Raw genomic sequence first — 20175 nt, forward strand, 5'->3', positions numbered from 1 at the left:
AGTGGACGATGGCGGCCATTTTACCCTTGGCCGGCGCTATCGCACCCATTGGAATTTGCAACAGTCGGCAAACGCCGCGCCACTTATAATGGCGGTTTCCGATGATACCGGCGCGAGCGCCGTGCCGGTGCATCTGCTGCCTACAGGAACGCATCATGTCCGCAAAACACGCAAAAGTGCTGATTCTCGGGTCGGGTCCGGCCGGCTACACCGCCGCCGTCTACGCAGCCCGCGCCAACCTGAACCCGGTGCTGATCACCGGCCTGGCCCAGGGTGGCCAGCTGATGACCACCACCGATGTGGAAAACTGGCCCGCCGATGCTAACGGCGTCCAGGGCCCGGACTTGATGCAGCGTTTCCTGGCGCACGCCGAGCGTTTCAACACCGAAATCATCTTCGATCACATCCACACGGCCAAACTGACCGAAAAACCGATCCGCCTGATCGGCGATTCGGGCGAGTACACCTGCGACGCGCTGATCATCGCCACGGGCGCCTCGGCGCAGTACCTGGGCCTGCCGTCCGAGGAGAGCTTCATGGGCCGCGGCGTCTCCGCCTGCGCCACCTGCGACGGCTTCTTCTACAAGAACCAGGAAGTGGCCGTGATCGGCGGCGGCAATACCGCGGTCGAGGAAGCGCTCTACCTGTCGCACATCGCCAGCAAGGTCACCGTGATCCACCGCCGCGACAAGTTCCGCGCCGAGCCGATCCTGGTGGACCGCCTGCTCCAGCGCGTCAAGGAAGGCCGCGTGGAGCTGCGCTACGACCATACGCTGGACGAAGTGCTCGGCGATGACTCGGGGGTGACCGGCCTGCGCATCCGCAGCACCAGGGACGCGTCGCAGACCGAAGACCTGAAGCTGGCCGGCGTGTTCGTGGCCATCGGCCACAAGCCCAACACCGACCTCTTCACCGGCCAGCTGGACATGAACAACGGCTACATCGTGACCAAGAGCGGCCTGTCGGGCGACGCCACCGCCACGAACATCCCGGGCGTGTTCGCTGCCGGCGACGTGCAGGACCACGTGTACCGCCAGGCCATCACCAGCGCCGGCACGGGCTGCATGGCCGCGCTCGATGCGCAGCGCTATGTCGAGGCGCTGAAGTAAGCAGACAGCCAGCCGAAAGTAAGCGGACACCAACCCGGCCGCCGCAGGCGCCGGGGCAGGACCGATCGGGGACGCCCGCCTTGCCGCGGCCGTCCCCGATTTCCTTATAATCGACGCCAAGCCTTTTGAGATTTTTGCTATGTCACACGGCGCCAAGACTCCTCCCAAGCGGTTCGGCCTGAACGACCTGGCCGCGCTGCGTGACAACCTGAAAGCCGACGCCGAACGCCGCGAGGCCGAGCGCGTGGCCGCCGAAGCCGCCGCCCGCCGCGCCGAGGAAGAAGCCAACGTCTTCCGGGCCAATGTCGGCACCGTCAGCACGCTGCGCGACCGCAACCGCGTGCAGGCCCCGCGCCAGGCGCCGGCACCCATCCCCGTCCAGTCCCGGCTCAACGACAAGGCCGTGCTGGAAGCATCGCTGTCTGACGAATTCGATGTGGAGAACCTGCTCGATATCGACGAGACGATGTCGTTCCGGCGTCCCGGCATCGGCGAGGACGTCATCAAGAAGCTGCGCCGGGGCGAGTGGGTGCCGCAGGACAAGGTGGACCTGCACGGCCTGCGCAGCGACGAGGCCCGCGAGGCGCTGGCCACTTTCCTGCGCCGCTCGGTGCGTAACGGCGTGCGCTGCGTGCGCGTGATCCACGGCAAGGGCATCGGCTCGCCAGACAAGCTGCCGGTGCTCAAGGGCAAGGTCCGCAGCTGGCTCGTGCAGAAGGAGGAAGTGATCGCCTTCGTGCAGGCCCGCGAATCGCAGGGCGGCGCCGGCGCGCTGATGGTGCTGCTGCGCCAGCCCAAGCCCTGACGCCATGCACCTGCCGTTCGATCTGCTGATGGGCCGGTTGCCACTGATCCTCCACGTGATGGAGGTGATCGGCGTGCTCGCCTTTGCCGTGTCGGGGGTGGTGGACGCCCGCAAGCAGAAGATGGATGCCGTGGGCACCTTCATCGTCGCCTTTGCCACGGCGTTCGGCGGCGGCACCGTGCGCGACGTGCTGCTGGACCGCCGGCCGTTCTACTGGGTCGAGCACGAATACTACGTGCTGTTGATCTTCGCCATGTCGATCGGTGCCGCCATCGTCTTCCGGGTGGTCAACACCGTGGCCTCGGACCGCACCATGCTGGTGGCCGACGCCATCGGGCTGGGCCTGTTCTCGGTCACCGGCACCTCGCTGGCGCTGGTGGCCCAGATGACGCCGACCGTGGCCGTCATGATGGGCATCATCTCGGCCGTGTTCGGCGGCGTGCTGCGCGACATCCTCTGCAACGAGGTCCCGATGATCCTGCGCGACCGCTCGCCCTACGCCACGTGCTCGTTCTTCGGGTGCTGGGTCTACGTGGGGCTGACGTGGATGCGCACCGGGCAGGAGGTGGCGCTGCTGACCGGCGCGCTGGTGACCATCGGGATGCGGCTGGTGTCGGTGCAACTGAAGTGGAAGCTGCCGAGTTAGCGGCGACGCGAAGACCAGGACAACAAAAAACCGGCCCAGAGGCCGGTTTTTTTCCTGGCGCTGACGACGCCTCAGACTGCCGCTTCGTCCTGCTCGCCGGTGCGGATGCGGATCACGCGCTCGATTTCGGTGACGAAGATCTTGCCGTCGCCGATCTTGCCCGTGTGGGCGGCCTTGACGATGGCGTCGAGCACGGTGTCCAGCTGGTTTTCGGCGACCACCACCTCGATCTTGATCTTCGGCAGGAAGTCCACCACGTACTCGGCGCCGCGATACAGCTCGGTATGGCCCTTCTGGCGGCCGAAGCCCTTCACCTCGGTCACCGTCAGGCCCGTCACACCCACATCTGCCAGCGCCTCGCGCACTTCGTCGAGCTTGAACGGTTTGATGATGGCGGTAATCTGCTTCATGGCTGGCCTCTGTGTCTCTGATGTCGGAAGATGACAGATTCTAGCCCGAAACACCACACGGGGACTGCGGGCATACCCACATTGTCAGCAAACCCCATGCCAATCAGTCCGGAATCCGGGCCAGGTCGCGCATCCAGACCGCCGATTCGCCATCGCTGGGCGCGCGCCAGTCGCCGCGCGGCGACAGCGAGCCGCCGGACCCCACCTTGGGCGCGTTCGGCACGCACGAGCGCTTGAACTGGCTGGTGCGGAAGAAACGATCGACGAAAATCCCGAGGATGCGCTTGATTTCCGGGAGTTGGTAGCTGTTGCGCGTCACTTCGGGACCGTTGGGCCACATGCCCCGTTCCACGTCGCCCCAGGCGTGCAGCGCCAGGAATGCCACCTTGGACGGCGCATAGCCGTAGCGCAGCGTGTAGTAGAGGTTGAAATCCTGCAGTTCGTACGGCCCGATGATCTGTTCGGTCTTCTGCTCCGGCGCCTTGTCCTGGCCGCCGCCGGCCGCGCCGCTCGGCACCAGTTCGGGGCTGATATCGGTGTCGAGCACGGCCATCAGCACGTCCTTGCCCGTGTCGAGTACCTGGCCGGTATCGGCTACCCAGCGCACCAGGTGGCTGATCAGCGTCTTGGGCACGCTGGCGTTGACGTTGTAATGGGACATATGGTCGCCCACGCCATAGGTACACCAGCCCAGCGCCAGTTCGCTGAGGTCGCCCGTGCCGATCACGATGGCGCCGTTGTGGTTGGCCAGCCGGAACAGGTGATTGGTGCGCTCGCCGGCCTGCACGTTCTCGAACGTGACGTCGAAGACCGGCTCGCCACGCGAATAGGGGTGGTCGAGGTCCTTGAGCATCGCCATGCAGCTGGGGCGGATGTCGATTTCGCGGGCCGTGCAGCCCACCACCTCCATCAGTTCCCGGGCCTGCCTGAGCGTGCGGTCGCTCGTGGCGAAGCCCGGCATCGTATAGGCCAGGATGTTGGCGCGCGGCAGTCCCAGGCGGTCCATGGCCTTGGCGCAGACCAGCAACGCGTGGGTGGAGTCGAGCCCGCCGGACACGCCGATCACCACCCTGGAAATCCTGCTCTGCGACAGCCGCTGCACCAGCGCCTGCACCTGGATGTTGTAGACCTCCATGCAGCGCTCGTCGCGGCGGCGCGGGTCCGCCGGCACGTACGGGAAGCGTTCGAGGCGGCGTTCCAGCGCCAGCGGGCGCTCCGTGGGCACATCCACGCGGAAGGCCACCACGTCGAACTGCTCCACCTCGCCGAGATGGCGCCGTACCGACTGGCCGAACGAGGTCTGGTGCATGCGCTCGCGCGACAGGCGCTCCAGGTCCACATCGGCAAAGACCACGTGGGAGGTGTCGGCAAAGCGCTCGGACTCGGCCAGCAGTTCGCCGTTCTCGCAGATCAGCGCCTGGCCGTCCCAGGCCAGATCGGTAGTCGACTCGCCCTTGCCAGCCGACGTATACATATAGGCAGCCATGCAGCGGGCCGACTGCTGCGACACCAGCTGGTGCCGGTAGCCCGACTTGCCGACCACGATGTTCGAGGCCGACAGGTTCACCAGCACCGTGGCGCCGGCCAGCGCCGCGAACGACGACGGCGGAATCGGCACCCAGACGTCCTCGCAGATCTCCACATGGAAGCGGAAAAACGGGATGTTCTCGATATCGAACAGCAGGTTCGGGCCGAACGGCACTTCGGCGCCCAGCAGCGAGATCGTGTCGACGGCCGCGGCGTCGGCCGGGCTGAACTGGCGCGCCTCGTAGTATTCCCAGTAGTTGGGCAGGAACGTCTTGGGCACCACGCCCTGCACCGCGCCGTTGTTGACCACCACGCCGCAGTTGAACAACTGGTGCTCCACCAGCACCGGCATGCCGACCACGATGGCCGCGCGAATATCCACCGACGCCTCGACGATGGCCTGCAGCGCCAGTTCGCACTCGCGCAGCAGCGCGCGCTGGTGGAACAGGTCGTCGCAGGTATAGGCCGGCAGGCCCAGTTCCGGGAAGGCCACCAGCACGGCGCCGCCCGCGGCGGCCTGGCGCGCCAGCGTGATGGTCTGCTCGGCGTTGAAGGCGGGATCGGCCACGCGGCACTCGGGCACGCCAACGGCCACGCGCGCAAAGCCGTGGGAATAGAGGTTGTGGAACGGGTGCGTCATGTCAGTGTGCCTGGCGAAAGTGCCACGAAAGTCCGGACGGCGTGGCGCGGGAGCGATGCAGGCATTCTACGATGCCGGGCGGCCAGACGGCGTCCGCGTCACGCTGACAACGGCTGCAGCACATATTGGATTCCGGTAGACTCGGCCAGCCCTTCGCTGCCATGACCACGTCCCGATGACCGAACCGCGCCCCGCTTACCGCACGGAGATCGTGTCGGACCTTGCCGAGATCGATGCCGCCGACTGGGACACCCTGCTCGCCGCCCAGCCCGAGCCCACGCCGTTCCTGCGCCATGCCTTCCTGCACGCGCTGCATGCCAGCGGCAGTGCCAGCGACGACAGCGGCTGGTCGCCCCGCTTCCTGGCGATCTGGGTGATCGACGGCAAGGCCCCGGGCCAGGACCGGCTGGCCGCCGCCATGCCGCTCTACGCCAAGTCCCACTCGTACGGCGAGTATGTGTTCGACTGGGCCTGGGCCGACGCCTACCGCCAGCACGGCATTGGCTACTACCCCAAGCTGCTGTCGGCCATTCCGTTCACGCCCGTGCAGGGCGCCCGCCTGCTGGCCGAAGACGATGCCGCACGCCGCGTGCTGCTGCAGTTCGCGCTGACGCTGGCCGAGGAAAGCGGGCTCTCGTCGCTGCACATCCTGTTTCCGTCGCCGGGCGAGGCCGACCTGATGGCCGGCGCCGGCATGATGATGCGCCACGGCGTGCAGTTCCACTGGACCAACCCCGGCTACGCCAGCTTCGACGCCTTCCTGGCCACGCTCTCGCAGAAAAAGCGCAAGAACATCCGCGCCGAGCGGCGCCACGTGGCCGAGGCCGGCATCACGTTCCGCCACCTGCGCGGCGCGCAGATCGACGATGACGCGTGGAAGTTCTTCAACCGCTGCTACCGGCAGACCTACCGCGAGCATCACTCCACGCCGTACCTGAATCTGGACTTTTTCCGACGGATCGGCGCGGCGATGCCCGGCAACCTGCTGCTGGTGATTGCCAGCCGCGACGGCCACGACATCGCCAGTTCGCTGCTGGTCTACGACGCCGACCCGGCCGTGAGCACGCTCTACGGCCGCTACTGGGGCGCGCTGGAGCACCACCCGTGCCTGCACTTCGAGACGGCCTACTACCAGCCGCTGGAATTCTGCATCGCCGAGGGCATCGCCACGTTCGAAGGCGGCGCGCAGGGCGAGCACAAGATGGCGCGCGGCTTCCTGCCCGTGGCCACGCGCTCGGCGCACTGGCTGGCCCACCCGTCATTCGCCGATGCCGTGGAGCGTTTCCTGGTGCGCGAGCGCGAGGGGATCGACAGCTACCTCGACGAACTAAACGAGCGCAATCCGTTCGCGCGGGCCGGCTAGCGCCGGTGCCCCATCCGGCGCATCGTATTGTCGCCAAGCATGTAGTGCCGGAACAGCGCCGCCATGGCGTGCAGGCCAATGATCAGGTAGAACGCCTGGCCGAGCGCCTCGTGGAGGTCGCCGGTGGCGTCGTTGAGCGCCGGGCTGGGCGGGACGATGGCTGGCACCTCGATTCCCACGTAGGGCAGCACCAGCAGCCGGCCCGCGGCGTTCATCATCACCAGGCCCAGCAGCGGCTGGGCGATCAGGTACACGTAGAGGGCGCCATGCATCAGGCCGGCCAGCCGGTGGCCCCATTGCGGCCCCGGCTCTGGCGCGGGCCCGCCGCGCACCAGGCGCCACAGCAGGCGCGGCACCACCAGCGCCAGTATCAGCGCGCCGGCCCATTTGTGCAGGTCCATCAGGAACATGCGCGCCACGGTGCCCTTGTCGAAGAAGTCGCGCAGTTCGATGGTGGCATAGGCCATCGCCACCAGCATGAACATCAGCCAGTGCAGCGCGATGGCGAGCGCGTCATAGCGTTCGTAGTCGGGAAACGGGGCGACGGTCGGCGCGGTGAGCCGGACGTCCGTGGAGGGCTGCGGAGAAGACATCGGGTTGCTGCTGTGGTGTGGGAAGTCGGCAAGCCTACCGCCGGCGGCACCCGCCCCGCGTTGTCGCGGATCAGGCGCGCCCAACAAAAAACCCCGCCGGAGCGGGGCTTCTTGCGCGGCGAAGTGGCTTACTTCTTGAAGTTGGCCACGCCGTCGGTGATTTCCTTGTGGGCTTCCTCGATGCCGGCCCAGCCGTCCACCTTGACCCACTTGCCTGCTTCGAGTGCCTTGTAGTGCTCAAAGAAGTGCTTGATCTGGTCCAGCGTGTTCTGCGGCACGTCCGACAGGCCCTTCATATACGCCGTGGCCGGCGACAGCTTGTCCACCGGCACGGCCACGAGCTTGGCGTCCACGCCGGACTCGTCGGTCATCTTCAGCATGCCCAGTGCACGGCAGCGCACCACGGCACCGGCCAGGATCGGGAACGGCGTCAGCACCAGCACGTCCACGGGGTCGCCGTCGCCCGACAGCGTCTGCGGGATGAAGCCGTAGTTGGCCGGGTAGCGCATGCCCGTGCCGATGAAGCGGTCCACGAACAGCAGGCCGGTTTCCTTGTCGGCCTCGTACTTGACCGGGTCGCTCTGCGCCGAGATCTCGATGATGACGTTGAAATCGTTGGGCAGGTCCTTGCCCGGGGAGACGAGATTGAAGCTCATGCGAGTTCTCCGAATACCTGTGGAATGGGATGGGCGGCATTATAGCGGGTCAGCCCTGACCGTACGCTGACAAAGCGTGTCCGGGGCCGCCGCCGGCCCGAGCCTTGCGCCGGCGGCGCGGTGCGAGATAATGCGGCATTCCCGAAATTCAGCATGTGCTCCATAACCGGAGCCGTGGAGACCTGCATGCATGCCCAGCATTTCGTCGCCAACCGCCTGATCGCGCCCGATTCGGGCCTGCGCATCAAGGTATTCGATCCGTCCAGCGGCCAGCCCTTCGCCGAGATCGCCCGTGGCAACGCCACCGACGTCAGCGTGGCCGTGCACGCCGCCCGCCAGGCCGCCGAGGGCGCCTGGGGCACGATGAACCCGGCCGACCGCGTGCGCCTGCTGAACCGCCTGACGGTCAGCCTGATCGAGCACGAGGACGAACTGGCCGCGCTGGAAGCGCGCGACACCGGCAAGCCGCTGCGCCAGGCCCGCGCGGACGCCCGCGCCGTGGCCCGCTACTTCGAGTTCTACGCCGGCGCCGCCGACAAGCTGCACGGCCAGACCATCCCCTACCAGTCCGGCTACACCGTGCTGACCGTGCGCGAGCCGCACGGCGTGACGGGCCACATCATCCCGTGGAACTACCCGCTGCAGATCTTCGGGCGCAGCGTCGGGGCGGCGCTGGCCACCGGCAACGCCTGCGTGGTCAAGCCGGCCGAGGACGCCTGCCTGTCGATCCTGCGCGTGGCCGAACTGGCCGCCGAGGCGGGCCTGCCCGAAGGCGCGCTGAACATCGTGACCGGCTATGGCCACGAGGCCGGCGCCGCGCTGGCCCGCCATCCGGGCATCAACCATATTTCCTTTACCGGCTCGCCCCAGACCGGCAGGCTGGTGTCGCAGCTGGCCTCGGAAAACCACGTCCCGGTGACGCTCGAACTGGGCGGCAAGTCGCCCCAGATCGTGTTCGCCGATGCCGATCTGGACGCGCTGCTGCCCGTGGTCATCAACGGCATCGTGCAGAACGCCGGCCAGACCTGCTCGGCCGGCAGCCGCCTGCTGGTGGAGCGCCCGGTCTACGAGGCGCTGCTGGACCGGCTCTCGGGCGTGTTCGAATCGCTGCGTGTCGGCCCCTCGGAACTGGACCTGGAATGCGGCCCGCTGATCAGCCGCAAGCAGCAGCAGCGCGTCTGGGATTTCGTGTCCGACGCCCAGCACGCCGGCATCTCGGTGATGGCGCAGGGCCAGATCGTGGGCGAGGCGCCCGAATCCGGCTACTACCAGGTGCCGATGCTGTTCCGCGACGTGCCGCCGACGCACCGGCTGGCCCAGGAGGAAGTGTTCGGCCCGCTGCTGGCCGCGATGCCGTTCGACACCGAGGACGAGGCCATCCGCCTGGCCAACGGCACCGCCTACGGGCTGGTGGCCGGCGTCTGGACGCGCGACGGCGCGCGGCAGATGCGCCTGGCGCGCAAGCTGCGCGCGGGGCAGGTCTTCATCAACAACTATGGCGCCGGCGGCGGCGTCGAGCTGCCGTTCGGCGGCACCGGCCACTCGGGCTACGGCCGTGAAAAGGGCTTCGAGGCCCTGTACGGATTCACCACTCTGAAAACCATCGCCATTCAACATGGGTAACATCAATTTCCTGTCGGTCGCGTTCGCCATCTTCTTTTTCTGGATGGGCTGGCACGTCCGCAACAAGCGCGCCACGAATCCGTCCGGCATGCCCCGCCTGCAGGTCTTCAAGCGCAAGTGGGGCGAAACCGTGGGCGACCGCGTCCACTGGTGCCTCTACGTGGCGCTGCCGTTCCTGCTGGCCGTCATGATGGTTGGCAACGCACTGCGTAACAAGGGACCGTTCTAGGCTCCGACATAGCAATTCGTCCAAGTTGTTCCGCCCGCAGTGCGGCAATCCACGACAGACCGCGCCGGGCTTCACCATGACAGGAGACAGGCAATGACCAGGCTGGCTGGCAAGGTAGCGGTAGTGACGGGCGGCGGCTCGGGATTCGGCGAAGGCATCGCCCACACGTTTGCGCGCGAAGGCGCCAGCGTGATGGTGGCCGACCTGAACCTCGACGCGGCGGAGCGTGTGGCGGGCGCCATCCGCGACGCCGGCGGCCAGGCGCGTGCGGTGCGCGCCGACGTGGCCCGGGGCGACGACGTGGCCGCGATGCGCGACGCCACCATCGACGCATTCGGCCGCGTGCACTGCGTGGTCAACAACGCGGGCACCACCCATCGCAACAAGCCGATCCTCGACGTGACCGAGGACGAGTTCGACCGCGTCTACGCGGTCAACGTCAAGAGCATCTACTGGTCGGCGCACCACTTCATTCCACACTTCCGGCAGCACGGCGGCGGCAACTTCGTCAACGTGGCGTCCACGGCCGGCATCCGGCCGCGCCCGGGGCTGGTCTGGTACAACGGCAGCAAGGGCGCCGTGATCGTGGCCAGCAAGGCCATGGCTGCCGAACTCGGTCCTGACAACATTCGCGTCAATTGCGTCAATCCTGTAATCGGCGCGACCGGCCTGCTCGAACAGTTCATGGGCGTGCCCGACACCCCCGAGAACCGCGCGAAGTTCCTGGCAACGATCCCGCTGGGGCGCATGTCCACCCCGCAGGACGTGGCCAACGCCTGCCTGTACCTGGCTTCGGACGAAGCCAACTTCATCACCGGCACCTGCATCGAGGTGGACGGCGGACGGTGCGTGTGAGCCGTCCGGCCGGCGTTTTATTCCACCCCAAATAAAACAACATAATTCCTGACACAGGAGACACCCATGACTTCCACCGCCGTCAACGCCGGTGCGCATGACGCCGCCTTCGCCGACGCCACCTACCGCAAGGTGAGCTGGCGCCTGGTTCCCTTCCTGCTGCTCTGCTACGTGGTGGCCTACCTGGACCGCGTCAACGTGGGCTTCGCCAAGCTGCAGATGCTCAACGACCTGCAGTTCAGCGAGACGGTCTACGGCCTGGGCGCGGGCATCTTCTTCATCGGCTACTTCCTGTTCGAGGTGCCGAGCAACGTGATCCTGCACAAGGTGGGCGCCCGCATCTGGATCGCCCGGATCATGATCACCTGGGGCCTGATCTCGGCGGCGATGATGTTCGTCACCACGCCCACCATGTTCTACGTGCTGCGCTTCCTGCTCGGCATCGCCGAGGCGGGCTTCTTCCCCGGCATCATCCTGTACCTGACCTACTGGTATCCGGCCAACCGGCGCGGGCGCACCACCACGTTCTTCATGACGGCCATCGCGCTGTCGGGCGTGATTGGCGGGCCGCTGTCGGGCTGGATCATGCAGAACTTCGACGGCCACAACGGCTGGTCCGGCTGGCAGTGGATGTTCCTGATCGAGGGCATTCCGTCGGTGCTGGTCGGCATCTGGGTGCTGGTGCGGCTCGACGACCGTATCGCCCACGCAAAATGGCTGAACGACGATGAAAAGGCGCTGCTCGAACGCAACATCGCCGCCGAAGACCAGCACAAGGAAGACCCGCCGATCCGCTCGGTGCTGTCGAGCCCGCGCGTCTGGCTGATGAGCGCGATTTATTTCAGCTTTGTCATGGGGCTGTACGGCGTGAGCTTCTGGCTGCCGACGATCATCAAGCAGACCGGCGTCAAGGGCGCGCTCGACGTGGGGCTGCTGACGGCGATTCCGTACGGCTGTGCCGTGGTCGGCATGATCCTGGTGGCCTACAGCGCCGACAGCCACGGCGAGCGCCGCTGGCATATCGCCCTGCCCGCCCTGCTGGGCGCCGTGGGGCTGGTGCTGTCGGTGCAATGGCATGGCGACACCATGCTGGCCATGGTGGCGCTGACGCTGGCCACGATCGGCATCCTGACCACGCTGCCGCTGTTCTGGAGCCTGCCCACGGCCTTCCTGGCCGGCACCGGCGCGGCGGCAGGCATCGCGCTGATCAATTCACTGGGCAACCTGGCGGGATTCATCAGCCCGTACGCCGTGGGTTGGCTCAAGGACCTGACCAAGAGCACGGACTCGGGCATGTACCTGCTGGCGGTGTGCCTGGTGGTGGGCGCGGCGCTGACGCTGTCAGTGCCGGCGGGGATGGTGAACCGGAAGAATTCGTAGAATTACGATGTGGTTTTGCTCCCCTCTCCCATGCAATGGGAGAGGGGAGCCAACCGTCAGATCAACAAGTTGATCCGTTTGAGCAAGAAAACACTACATTTCTTGCTCAAACGTCTCACCCCTCGCCCAGCATCTGCGCCACGGACCCCGCCGTACCGGCTGATTTCTCGCCGATCAGTTGCTGCAGCGTCCGCAGCAGCTCGTCCTCGTTGAACGGCTTGCCCAGGTACACGTTGACGCCGATCTCGGCCGCGTAGCGGCGGTGTTTCTCGGCCGTGCGCGACGTGATCATGACGATCGGCATATGGGTCGTGTTGCTGTCGGCGCGCACGTTGCGGGTCAGGTCGAAGCCGTCCATGTTCGGCATTTCGATATCCACCAGCATCGCGTCGGGCATGACTTCCTGCAGTTGCCGCAGCGCGTCCACGCCGTCGCGGGCCAGCACCACCTTGTAGCCGGCGCGCGTCAGCAGGCGCTGGCTGGCCTTGCGCACGGTCAGCGAGTCGTCCACCACCATCACCGTCGGCTGGGTCAGCAGGCCGGCCACCGGCACGGCCGCGCCGGCGTCGATGAACTCGGCCACCGCACCCATCTGGGCCGGCGCCGCCAGTTGCAGCGGCACCGCCGGGGCCACCTCGCCGCGCTCGCGGGTCCAGCGCTGGGCCAGCACTACCGGGTTGTAGATCAGCACGATTTCGCCATCGCCGAGCGTGGTGGCCCCGGCAATGCCTTCCAGTCGCGCCAGATGCGGGCCGATGTGCTTGACCACCACTTCGCGGTTGCCGATCACGTCGTCCACGTGCACGGCCACGCGCTCGGCGCCCGAGCGCACCACCACCACCGGCGAATACTTGCGGCCCGAGGCCATCGCCGCCACTTCCTCCAGCAGCGCGCCGAAGTAGAAGAACGGCGCTTCCACGCCGCCCGCCGCGAAGCGGCCCGCGTTGTAGGCTTCCACCAGCGGCTTCTCGCGCAACTGGTGAACCTGGTCGATCATGCCGCTCGGAATCGCGTACAGCCGGCCGCCCAGCGACACCAGCAGCACCTGCGTGATCGCCGTGGTCAGCGGCAGGTGCACCGTGAAGCTGGTGCCGCGCCCCGGCTCGGTCGAGAGCGTGATGCGGCCGCCGAGCGCCACGGTTTCCGCGCGCACCACGTCCATGCCCACGCCCCGGCCGGCCAGTTCCGATACCGTGTCAGCCGTCGAGAAGCCCGGCGCGAAGATCATTTCTGTCAGGCGCGCCTCGCTGGCGTCCTCGTCGGCAGCCAGCAGCTGGCGCGCCACCGCGCGCTCGCGGATCCGGCCCAGGTCCAGTCCGCCGCCGTCGTCGAAGAACGTCAGCACCACCTCGTTGCCTTCCTGCTGCACTTCCAGCGTCAGCGCGCCCGTGGCCGACTTGCCCACGGCGCGGCGCGTCTCGGCCGGCTCGATGCCGTGCACCACGGCATTGCGGATCAGGTGTTCGATCGGGCCGGCCATGCGATCCAGCACCGAGCGGTCGATTTCCACGGTGCCGCCCTTGATCAGCAGCCGCACTTCCTTGCCGGTCTCGGTGGCCGCCTGGCGCGCCACGCGATACAGCCGCTCGGCAAGTGCGTCAAACTGCACCATGCGCGCCTGCATCAGGCCGCGCTGCAGGCCACGGGTCAGCCGGGCCTGCGCGGCGAGGTCGCCCGAGGCGCGGTCGAAGCCGCGCTGCAGGTTCTGCTCCACGGTTGCCACGTCGTTGACCGACTCGGCCATCATCCGCGTCAGCTCCTGGAACCGCGTGAAGCGGTCGAATTCGAGCGGATCGAACTCCTGGTTCTGCTGGGCGTCGGCGATACGCGACGCCATCTGCGTCTCGGCCTGGATTTCGATCTCGCGCAGCTGCATGCGCAGACGCGCGACGTTGTCGTTCAGTTCGCCAAGGTAGCTGCGCAGCGCCAGCAGTTCGCTGTCGAGGCGGGCACGCGTGGCGCCCACTTCACCGGCGTCGTTGATCAGCGTGTCGAGCGTGCGGGCCTGCACGCGCACCAGCGCGCGCTGGCGCTCGGCGTCGGTCGGCAGCGCGGCGGGCGTGACGGGCGCGACCGGCAGCGACGCCTGCACCGGCACCACGGCCTGCGCCGGGCCGGATGCCTGCGCCGGGGCGGCCACGAGGCCGTTGATGACGTCGGCATCGTCCACGGGCAGCAGCTTGCCGGCCTGCAGCGCCTCCCCATGCGCCAGGATGCGGTCGTACCAGGCGTAGAGCTTGCCGAACAGGTCCGGCGTCACGCGCTGGCCGCGCACGCTGGCTTCGAGCAGCGTCTCCATTTCGTGGGCGGCCTGGCCCAGCGCCATCGCGCCGGCCATCCGCGCGCTGCCCTTGAGCGTGTGCAGGCCGCGCAGGATCAGGCCGCCGTGCTGGGTCTCGGCCGGCGCGGCTTCCCAGGTGCGGACCAGCTTGCCGAGGTCCGGCAAGGCGCCCTGCGCTTCTTCGAGGAAGATGTCGACGAGCGCCGGGTCGAGCGCGGCGATGTCAGCCAGGGCGGCATCGGCAGCGTCGGGCGGCGTGTCCGGCGAAGCAGCCGAGACGTGGGCCACGGCGATCGAATCGTGGCGCGGCGCCGGCATCGAGATCACGACCGCGTCGTGGATCGGCGTCACCGACGTCACCGACGTCACCGGCACCACCACCGGTGGCAGCGAGGTGATCGGCGTCAGCTTGACCGCCGGCAGTTCAGCCACGGGCGCCTGGTTCCCGATCTCGGGCAGCGGCTGGCCGCCGAACAGTTGCGCAACGGAGCCTTCCTGCCCGGCCGACTGGCCCGGCGGCACCACCGCACGCGGACGCACCAGCGCCCGCTCGCCGAATTCGTACAGTTCCCGGCACAGCGCCGGCTCGGCGTCGGGCCAGATGCCAGCGGCAAACTGGTGCAGCATCGCGCGCAGCCGGTCCACGGCCTGGTCGAGCAGGCGGAAATCGGCCGGATGCATGACCACCGGATGGCGGCCCAGCAGCAACAGCAGTTGTTCCAGCGCCTCGGCGATGTCGCGCACCGGGGTCAGGCCCACGGTCGACGCGCTGCCCTGCAGCGTGTGCGCCACGCGCAGCGCCAGTTCGCTCGGGCACGGGTGGTTCTCGTGCTTCCACTCGGAGAGGTCGGTGGCGAACTGCCGCAGCAGGTCGTCAGCCTCGTGCAGGTACACGTTGTAGAGCGCCAGCCCGATGCGGACCGGGCCGATGACCTTGTAGTGATCGTCCTCGTCCACCAGCGCGCCGCCGAGGCGGAACGGCAGCACGTTGCTATCGGTGTCGATGTCGGTGTCGGTGTCGGGGGTGGGCTGCGGCTGCGGCAGTGCGGCGGCTTCGGCCAGCAGTGCATCGAGCGGATCGGCCTCGGGGGCCCCGGGGGCCTCGACCCCTTCCGCTGCCTCCACCGGGGCCGGCGCCCCGCCCTCGCCCGGCTCGCGCACGGCCTGGGCGGCGCCCAGCAGCGCGGCGGTATCGCGCAGCGTCAACGGGTCGTCGCGCAGCGCCAGCGCCCATTCGCGCAGCAGGTCCTGTGCCTGGCGCAGCAGTGCCAGCAGCGCGGGTTGCGGTGCGCGCGCCTCGGCGATCCACAGGTTCATGACCTGTTCCACGGCCCAGGCGGCCTCGCCGTAGCGGTTCAGGCCCACCATGCGGCTCGAACCCTTGAGCGTGTGGAAGGCGCGGCGCAGGCGGCTCAGCACGTCGGCATCGGCCAGCACCTCGACGCCAGCGGCCAGGTCGGTGTCGATATTGCCGAGCACCTCGTCGGCTTCGGACAGGAAGATGTCGAGCAGTTCGGCGTCGATCGCCGCCGCGTCGGCCGGCAGCGGGGCCGGCGCGGGCTGCGGGGCGGACGGCGCGGCGGCGGGCATCGGGTCGGCCAGCGCCACCACCAGCCGCTCGGCGGCCGAATCGCTGCCGGCCAGCCACGCGTTCAGTTGCGTGGCGGCCTCGCTGGCCTGGCGGCGCAGCGTGGCGTTGTCGTCGATGGCGGCCTGGTCGGCCACGGTCTGCAGCGCGGCGCGCAGCCGCTGGATCTCGGGCGAATCGGCCGTGGCGGCCACGCGGATCGCGTCCATGGCCGCGCCGCGCGCCGCCGCCAGCGTGCCTTGCGGCAGCGGCTCGCGCTCGGCGGCATCCCAGGCCAGCGGATCGTCGGGATCGTCGGCGCCGGGCTTGCGACCGAATTCGAGCAGGTCGGCAAACGCGTGCACCGCGCCCAGTTCGGCGGCGATGTCGGAAAGCTGGTCGATGCGGGCCGCTTCGTGTTCGGTCTGGCGCAGCACGCCGAGCCGTTCCAGCACCGCGCGCACCGCCGCCAGCGCGGCGTCGGCCGGGGCGTCGAGGCCCTCGGGCAGCGCGGCGCCGCCGTGCAACCGTTCGAGCGTGGCCAGCAACGCGCCAAACGCCTGCGCAGCCTCGTCGAGGGCGCTGCCGGCATCCGGACGCGCCGCGTTGCGGTCATAGGTATCGAGCCACGATTCGCCGCTGTCGAGCTGGGCGCGCAGCTGCGTCAGGGCCTCGGCCCGCTGTGCCTGGGCGCCGGCGGCCTGCACCATGTCGGCAAGCCAGTCCGGGGCGGCGGCGGCCGGGTCAGCCAGACGCGCGGCCAGCACGTCGCACTGTTCGGCAAAGGTCTTCGCGGTGGGATGGCCCGATTTGCCGTGCACACGCCACGGCATGGCCAGCGCGCGCGACAGGAACAGCGCCACGCCGGCCCGGCCCAGCGCGTCGCCAGCCGGACGCTGGCCCGCGTAGGCAGCGGCGGCGCTCAGGGCCTGCTGCAGCGCCGGCTGGGCCAGCGGCAGCGCGGCCTCGGCCAGCGACGCCAGTGCCAGCTCCCAGCCGGACTGGTCGTCGCCGGCCGCGCGCCCGATGGCGGTGGCCGCATGCTGCAGGTTGCGGGTATCGATCGGATCGAGCCAGCCGTAGTAACGCTGGCGGTGGTCGGCGCGCGCCACGGCATGGGCGGCATCGATGCGGAACGCCTGCAGCGAGCGCGCGATATCGGCGCGCAGTACCTCGATGGTGGCCTGCACGCCGGGCGGCGTGGTGGCGGGGTCGCCGTCGGGGGTCTGGCCGGTGCTGACCAGGAAGAATACGGCGTCGTTGAGCAGCGCCTGCGGCACGCGCACCTGCCCCTGCAGGTACTGGCGCACCAGCAGGTGGGCACGGGCGGCGAAGCGCTTGGCCAGCAGGTCGGACGGCAGCAGCCCGTGGGCCAGCGCGCGGCACACCAGCGCCAGCGCGTGCCAGATGCCTCGGTCGGGGTTGTCGGTGGTGCGGCGGGCGTCCTGCTCGTGGTTGCGTACCTCGTCGAGCGCCGCCTGCAGCGGCAGCCAGGCTTCGCGCAGCAGCGCGGCCTCGGGGCACGGCGTGGGCAGGCGCAGCGCCTTGAGCAGCGCGGCCTCGAAACGCTGGCGCGCCCGCGTGACCGCCGACGCCGAACGCGTGGGCAGCACAATGCCGGGCAGCATCTGCAGTTCCTCGATCCACAGGTCGGCCGGATGCACGCGCTCTTCCTTCATCAGCGCCAGCGCGGCCGCGAAGGGCTGGAACAGGCGCAGCGGGTCTTCCGCATCGCCGGCCATCAGGTCGTCCACGTACTCGGCCAGTGCCTGCACGCCCGTGCGGAACACGGCCAGCGTGGCGGCATCGGCGGCCACGGTGCCAGCGTCGATCGCCTCCAGCAGCCGGCGCAGCGCCTGGCAATAGGCATCCACGCCGCGCAGGCCCACGATATGCACCGCGCCGGCGGCCTGGTGCAACTGCTGCCCGGCCAGGCGCAGCGATGTGGTGTCGCGTGCACCCAGCGCCTCGGGCGTCTGGCGGATTTCGTCGACGTAGTGGCCCAGTTCGGCCGCTGCATCGTCCAGCGCGGTGCGCAGGCTCGGCGCGAGCCAGGCCAGCACGGAGAGATCGCGCGCCGGTGCGGCGGGCAGGGTTGCCGGGGCTGCCGGGGCCACGGTCTCGTGGCCCGGCCCGGCGGGCGGTTGCAACGCGGCCGGCTCGGCCGCGTCGCTGATGGCTGTGGAATGCAAGGACATGACCAGTTCCGGTGTGCCCGTACTTTTACGGGCAGGCCTCAGGCGATCTTGAATCGCGATACCGAGTTACGCAGTTCCTCGGTCAGCGCCGTCAGCTGGCGCACCGAGGTGGCGGTCTGGCGCGTACCGGCCGTGGTCTGGGCCGTGACCTGCAGGATGCCTTCGATGTGGTGGGCCACGTTGGTCGCCAGCCCGGCCTCGTGCGATGTGGTCTGCGAGATCTGCTCGATCAGCTCGGCCAGCTGGCGCGACACCCGGCCGATCTCGACCAGTGCGGCACCGGCGTTGTCCGAGAGGCGCGCCCCTTCGACCACGCCCGCCGTGCTCTGCTCCATCGCGTGCACGGCGTCCTGGGTATCGGTCTGGATCGTGCGGATCAGCGCGCCGATCTGCTTGGTGGCCTCGCCCGAGCGTTCGGCCAGGCGCTGCACTTCTTCGGCCACCACAGAGAAGCCCCGGCCCGCCTCGCCGGCGGACGCGGCCTGGATGGCGGCGTTCAGTGCCAGCACGTTGGTCTGCTCGGTAATGTCCGAGATCAGCTCGACGATTTCACCGATCTCCTGCGACGATTCGCCCAGCCGCTTGATGCGCTTGGACGTCTCCTGGATCTGCTCGCGGATGCCGTTCATGCCGGCAATCGCATTCTGCACGGCCGACTGGCCCTGCTCGGCAGCCGCAAGAGACGCACGCGCCACATTGGCCGACTCGGCCGCGCCGCGCGATACCTGCGTGATGCGGTCCGCCATTTCCACGACCGACTCGCCGGTCTGGCGGATCTGGCGCGACTGTTCCTCGGTGGTCGCCGCCAGCTGGACGGACGTCTCCTGCACCTGCGAGGACGCGTTCTGCACCTCCCCGGCGGTCTGCTGCACGCGGCCCACCAGTTCCTTCAGTTCTTCCACCGTGTAGTTCACCGAGTCGGCGATGGCGCCGGTAATGTCCTCGGTCACCGTGGCCTGCCGCGTCAGGTCGCCGTCGGCGATGTCCTGCAGCTCGTTCATCAGTTGCAGAATGGCCTTCTGGGTGGCGTCGTTGTTACGCTTTTCGTCCAGGCGGCGCGCTTCGGCCTCGCGCTCGCGCGCCTCGGCTTCGAGCGCCCGGACGCGCGAATCGCGCAGGTACAGCGCGGCCAGACCGGCCAGGCACAGCAGCGTGGCCGCGGCCGAGATCACCATCGCGCCGAGCGTCCACGGGCGGAAGCGCGCGTTATCGGCGTAGGTGGTCTGCAGTTGCGAGAGTTCGCCGCGCAGGGCCTCGTTGTCATTGAAGATCTGCTGCTGGGCGCGCTTGGCGGCGATCAGGCCCGGCAGGTTCTGCAGGATGGTCTGGGTGGTCTTCTGCACCGCCTCGAAGCGCTGCGAGAGTTGCGTCAGGTAGGCGCGCGTCTCGGCATCGTTGGCCGGTGAGAGCCGCAGCGCCTCGGAGCCGTTGGTCAGGCCGTCCAGCGTCTCGCGGAACGTGTTGGTGTCCTTGCCGAGCAGGAACGCCGTTTCCGGGTTCACGCCTTCGCCGGACAGGAACTCGTTCAGGTTCTTGCCCAGGCGCTGCGTCAGCATCACAAGCTGCGCGGACGCGGCCACCTCGCGCGTGTTCGAGCCGGCCTGCAGCTTGATGGCGGCCACCTGTTCAGCGGCTTCGAGCAGTTCGGGGTTCGAGGCGTTGAAGATCTGCAGCGTCTGGCCGATGGTGGTCAGGATGGGCTGCTGGGCCAGCACGTCGGCGGCGCTCTTCTCGGAGCGCTTCCACGACGCCATGGCCTTGTCGAGCAGCGGCACGGCGTCGCCGGCGGTGGCGCGCACGTGCTTCTCGTCGCTGCCGCTCTGCAGCGCCAGCAGGTCGGCCGTCAGTTGCTCCTTGGACTGGCGCAGCTGCGTGAACGCCTGCGCATTGCCAAGCAGCGCCACCGGCACCGCCTTGCCCAGGCGCTGCGAGTGCATCAGCATGTTGCCGGTGATTTCGATCTGCGCCGTGCCGTTGGTGGCCTGCCGGTTATCGAGGTAGACCGAGGCCAGCAGCGCCAGCAGCGACACCACCACGCCCGCCGTCAGCGCGCGCTGCTGCGAGGCGAACGGCATGCCGGCCAGCCAGCCCGACATCCGCGCGGCCGGGCTCTGCGCCGGGCCGCCCCGGGCGAACACCGACGCGCGCGGCGCGGTGGCTTCGGCAGCGGCGCCCGCGGTGGCGGTACGGCGACCCAGGCTGATCTTCTTGATACCCATAGCAACCCTTTTTCGTGTGATCTCGGTCTGTACTTGTCTGTACTGCGATGTTTTGGTCGTTGCAGCCGTGCGCC

Annotated in this window: 14 protein-coding genes; 8 read left to right on the top strand and 6 right to left on the bottom strand. The window is 68.6% G+C overall.

What is annotated here, in order from left to right; translation table 11 throughout:
* The first annotated feature begins 155 nt into the window (after positions 1–155).
* The 3 genes from trxB (at position 156) to EV147_RS09625 (ending at position 2560) form a co-directional block, all read left to right on the top strand.
* Positions 156–1109, top strand: a complete 954-nt coding sequence (gene trxB / locus EV147_RS09615; RefSeq protein WP_130390846.1) for a thioredoxin-disulfide reductase — start codon at positions 156–158, stop codon at positions 1107–1109.
* Between the two features lie 139 nt (positions 1110–1248).
* Positions 1249–1914: a Smr/MutS family protein gene (locus EV147_RS09620; protein WP_130390847.1), complete on the top strand. Its 666-nt coding sequence runs from the start codon at positions 1249–1251 to the stop codon at positions 1912–1914.
* Positions 1915–1918: 4 nt separating this feature from the next.
* Entirely contained in the window at positions 1919–2560 is a 642-nt protein-coding gene (locus EV147_RS09625; RefSeq protein WP_130390848.1) for a trimeric intracellular cation channel family protein, read from the top strand.
* A 71-nt stretch (positions 2561–2631) separates the two neighbouring features.
* Here the strand turns inward: EV147_RS09625 and glnK are convergent, their stop codons facing one another.
* Complete coding sequence (gene glnK, locus EV147_RS09630) at positions 2632–2970, bottom strand: P-II family nitrogen regulator (RefSeq protein WP_006162803.1); 339 nt, start codon at positions 2968–2970, stop codon at positions 2632–2634.
* 103 nt (positions 2971–3073) lie between these two features.
* The gene (locus EV147_RS09635; protein ID WP_130390849.1) at positions 3074–5137 is read right to left on the bottom strand and encodes an NAD(+) synthase; all 2064 of its coding nucleotides are present in this window, start codon (positions 5135–5137) and stop codon (positions 3074–3076) included.
* Between the two features lie 175 nt (positions 5138–5312).
* Here EV147_RS09635 and EV147_RS09640 point away from each other — a divergent pair, with 175 nt between their 5' ends.
* Entirely contained in the window at positions 5313–6500 is a 1188-nt protein-coding gene (locus tag EV147_RS09640) for a GNAT family N-acetyltransferase (RefSeq protein WP_130390850.1), read from the top strand.
* On the opposite strand, the gene EV147_RS09645 is transcribed toward EV147_RS09640, so the two are convergent.
* Both EV147_RS09645 and ppa read right to left on the bottom strand, forming a co-directional pair.
* Positions 6497–7093, bottom strand: coding sequence for a cytochrome b (locus tag EV147_RS09645; protein ID WP_130390851.1), 597 nt, complete (start codon positions 7091–7093; stop codon positions 6497–6499). The two genes, EV147_RS09640 and EV147_RS09645, sit on opposite strands and share 4 nt — an antisense overlap.
* 128 nt (positions 7094–7221) lie before the next feature.
* Entirely contained in the window at positions 7222–7749 is a 528-nt protein-coding gene (ppa, locus tag EV147_RS09650) for an inorganic diphosphatase (protein WP_130390852.1), read from the bottom strand.
* Between the two features lie 186 nt (positions 7750–7935).
* On the opposite strand from ppa, the gene EV147_RS09655 reads away from it, so the two are divergent.
* From EV147_RS09655 to EV147_RS09670, 4 genes are all read left to right on the top strand, one after another.
* Entirely contained in the window at positions 7936–9372 is a 1437-nt protein-coding gene (locus tag EV147_RS09655) for an aldehyde dehydrogenase family protein (RefSeq protein WP_130390853.1), read from the top strand.
* Complete coding sequence (locus EV147_RS09660; RefSeq protein ID WP_130390854.1) at positions 9365–9601, top strand: hypothetical protein; 237 nt, start codon at positions 9365–9367, stop codon at positions 9599–9601. The genes EV147_RS09655 and EV147_RS09660 overlap by 8 nt, the downstream gene beginning before the upstream one ends.
* A gap of 93 nt (positions 9602–9694) precedes the next feature.
* On the top strand, positions 9695–10456 hold the full coding sequence (locus EV147_RS09665) for an SDR family oxidoreductase (RefSeq protein ID WP_130390855.1): 762 nt from the start codon (positions 9695–9697) through the stop codon (positions 10454–10456).
* A gap of 66 nt (positions 10457–10522) precedes the next feature.
* On the top strand, positions 10523–11836 hold the full coding sequence (locus tag EV147_RS09670) for an MFS transporter (protein ID WP_130390856.1): 1314 nt from the start codon (positions 10523–10525) through the stop codon (positions 11834–11836).
* 115 nt (positions 11837–11951) lie between these two features.
* Here the strand turns inward: EV147_RS09670 and EV147_RS09675 are convergent, their stop codons facing one another.
* Both EV147_RS09675 and EV147_RS09680 read right to left on the bottom strand, forming a co-directional pair.
* Entirely contained in the window at positions 11952–17882 is a 5931-nt protein-coding gene (locus tag EV147_RS09675) for a hybrid sensor histidine kinase/response regulator (protein WP_130390857.1), read from the bottom strand.
* Positions 17883–17920: 38 nt separating this feature from the next.
* Complete coding sequence (locus EV147_RS09680) at positions 17921–20101, bottom strand: methyl-accepting chemotaxis protein (RefSeq protein WP_130390858.1); 2181 nt, start codon at positions 20099–20101, stop codon at positions 17921–17923.
* Between the last annotated feature and the right edge of the window lie 74 nt (positions 20102–20175).

Source organism: Cupriavidus agavae (assembly GCF_004217045.1).
GTDB classification, from domain to species: Bacteria; Pseudomonadota; Gammaproteobacteria; order Burkholderiales; family Burkholderiaceae; genus Cupriavidus; species Cupriavidus agavae.

Excerpts from the sequence above, each read along its gene's own strand:
- trxB (WP_130390846.1), top strand. The coding sequence starts at position 156 with ATGTCCGCAAAACACGCAAAAGTGCTGATTCTCGGGTCGGGTCCGGCC.
- EV147_RS09620 (WP_130390847.1), top strand. The coding sequence starts at position 1,249 with ATGTCACACGGCGCCAAGACTCCTCCCAAGCGGTTCGGCCTGAACGAC.
- EV147_RS09625 (WP_130390848.1), top strand. The coding sequence starts at position 1,919 with ATGCACCTGCCGTTCGATCTGCTGATGGGCCGGTTGCCACTGATCCTC.
- glnK (WP_006162803.1), bottom strand. The coding sequence starts at position 2,970 with ATGAAGCAGATTACCGCCATCATCAAACCGTTCAAGCTCGACGAAGTG.
- EV147_RS09635 (WP_130390849.1), bottom strand. The coding sequence starts at position 5,137 with ATGACGCACCCGTTCCACAACCTCTATTCCCACGGCTTTGCGCGCGTG.
- EV147_RS09640 (WP_130390850.1), top strand. The coding sequence starts at position 5,313 with ATGACCGAACCGCGCCCCGCTTACCGCACGGAGATCGTGTCGGACCTT.
- EV147_RS09645 (WP_130390851.1), bottom strand. The coding sequence starts at position 7,093 with ATGTCTTCTCCGCAGCCCTCCACGGACGTCCGGCTCACCGCGCCGACC.
- ppa (WP_130390852.1), bottom strand. The coding sequence starts at position 7,749 with ATGAGCTTCAATCTCGTCTCCCCGGGCAAGGACCTGCCCAACGATTTC.
- EV147_RS09655 (WP_130390853.1), top strand. The coding sequence starts at position 7,936 with ATGCATGCCCAGCATTTCGTCGCCAACCGCCTGATCGCGCCCGATTCG.
- EV147_RS09660 (WP_130390854.1), top strand. The coding sequence starts at position 9,365 with ATGGGTAACATCAATTTCCTGTCGGTCGCGTTCGCCATCTTCTTTTTC.
- EV147_RS09665 (WP_130390855.1), top strand. The coding sequence starts at position 9,695 with ATGACCAGGCTGGCTGGCAAGGTAGCGGTAGTGACGGGCGGCGGCTCG.
- EV147_RS09670 (WP_130390856.1), top strand. The coding sequence starts at position 10,523 with ATGACTTCCACCGCCGTCAACGCCGGTGCGCATGACGCCGCCTTCGCC.
- EV147_RS09675 (WP_130390857.1), bottom strand. The coding sequence starts at position 17,882 with ATGTCCTTGCATTCCACAGCCATCAGCGACGCGGCCGAGCCGGCCGCG.
- EV147_RS09680 (WP_130390858.1), bottom strand. The coding sequence starts at position 20,101 with ATGGGTATCAAGAAGATCAGCCTGGGTCGCCGTACCGCCACCGCGGGC.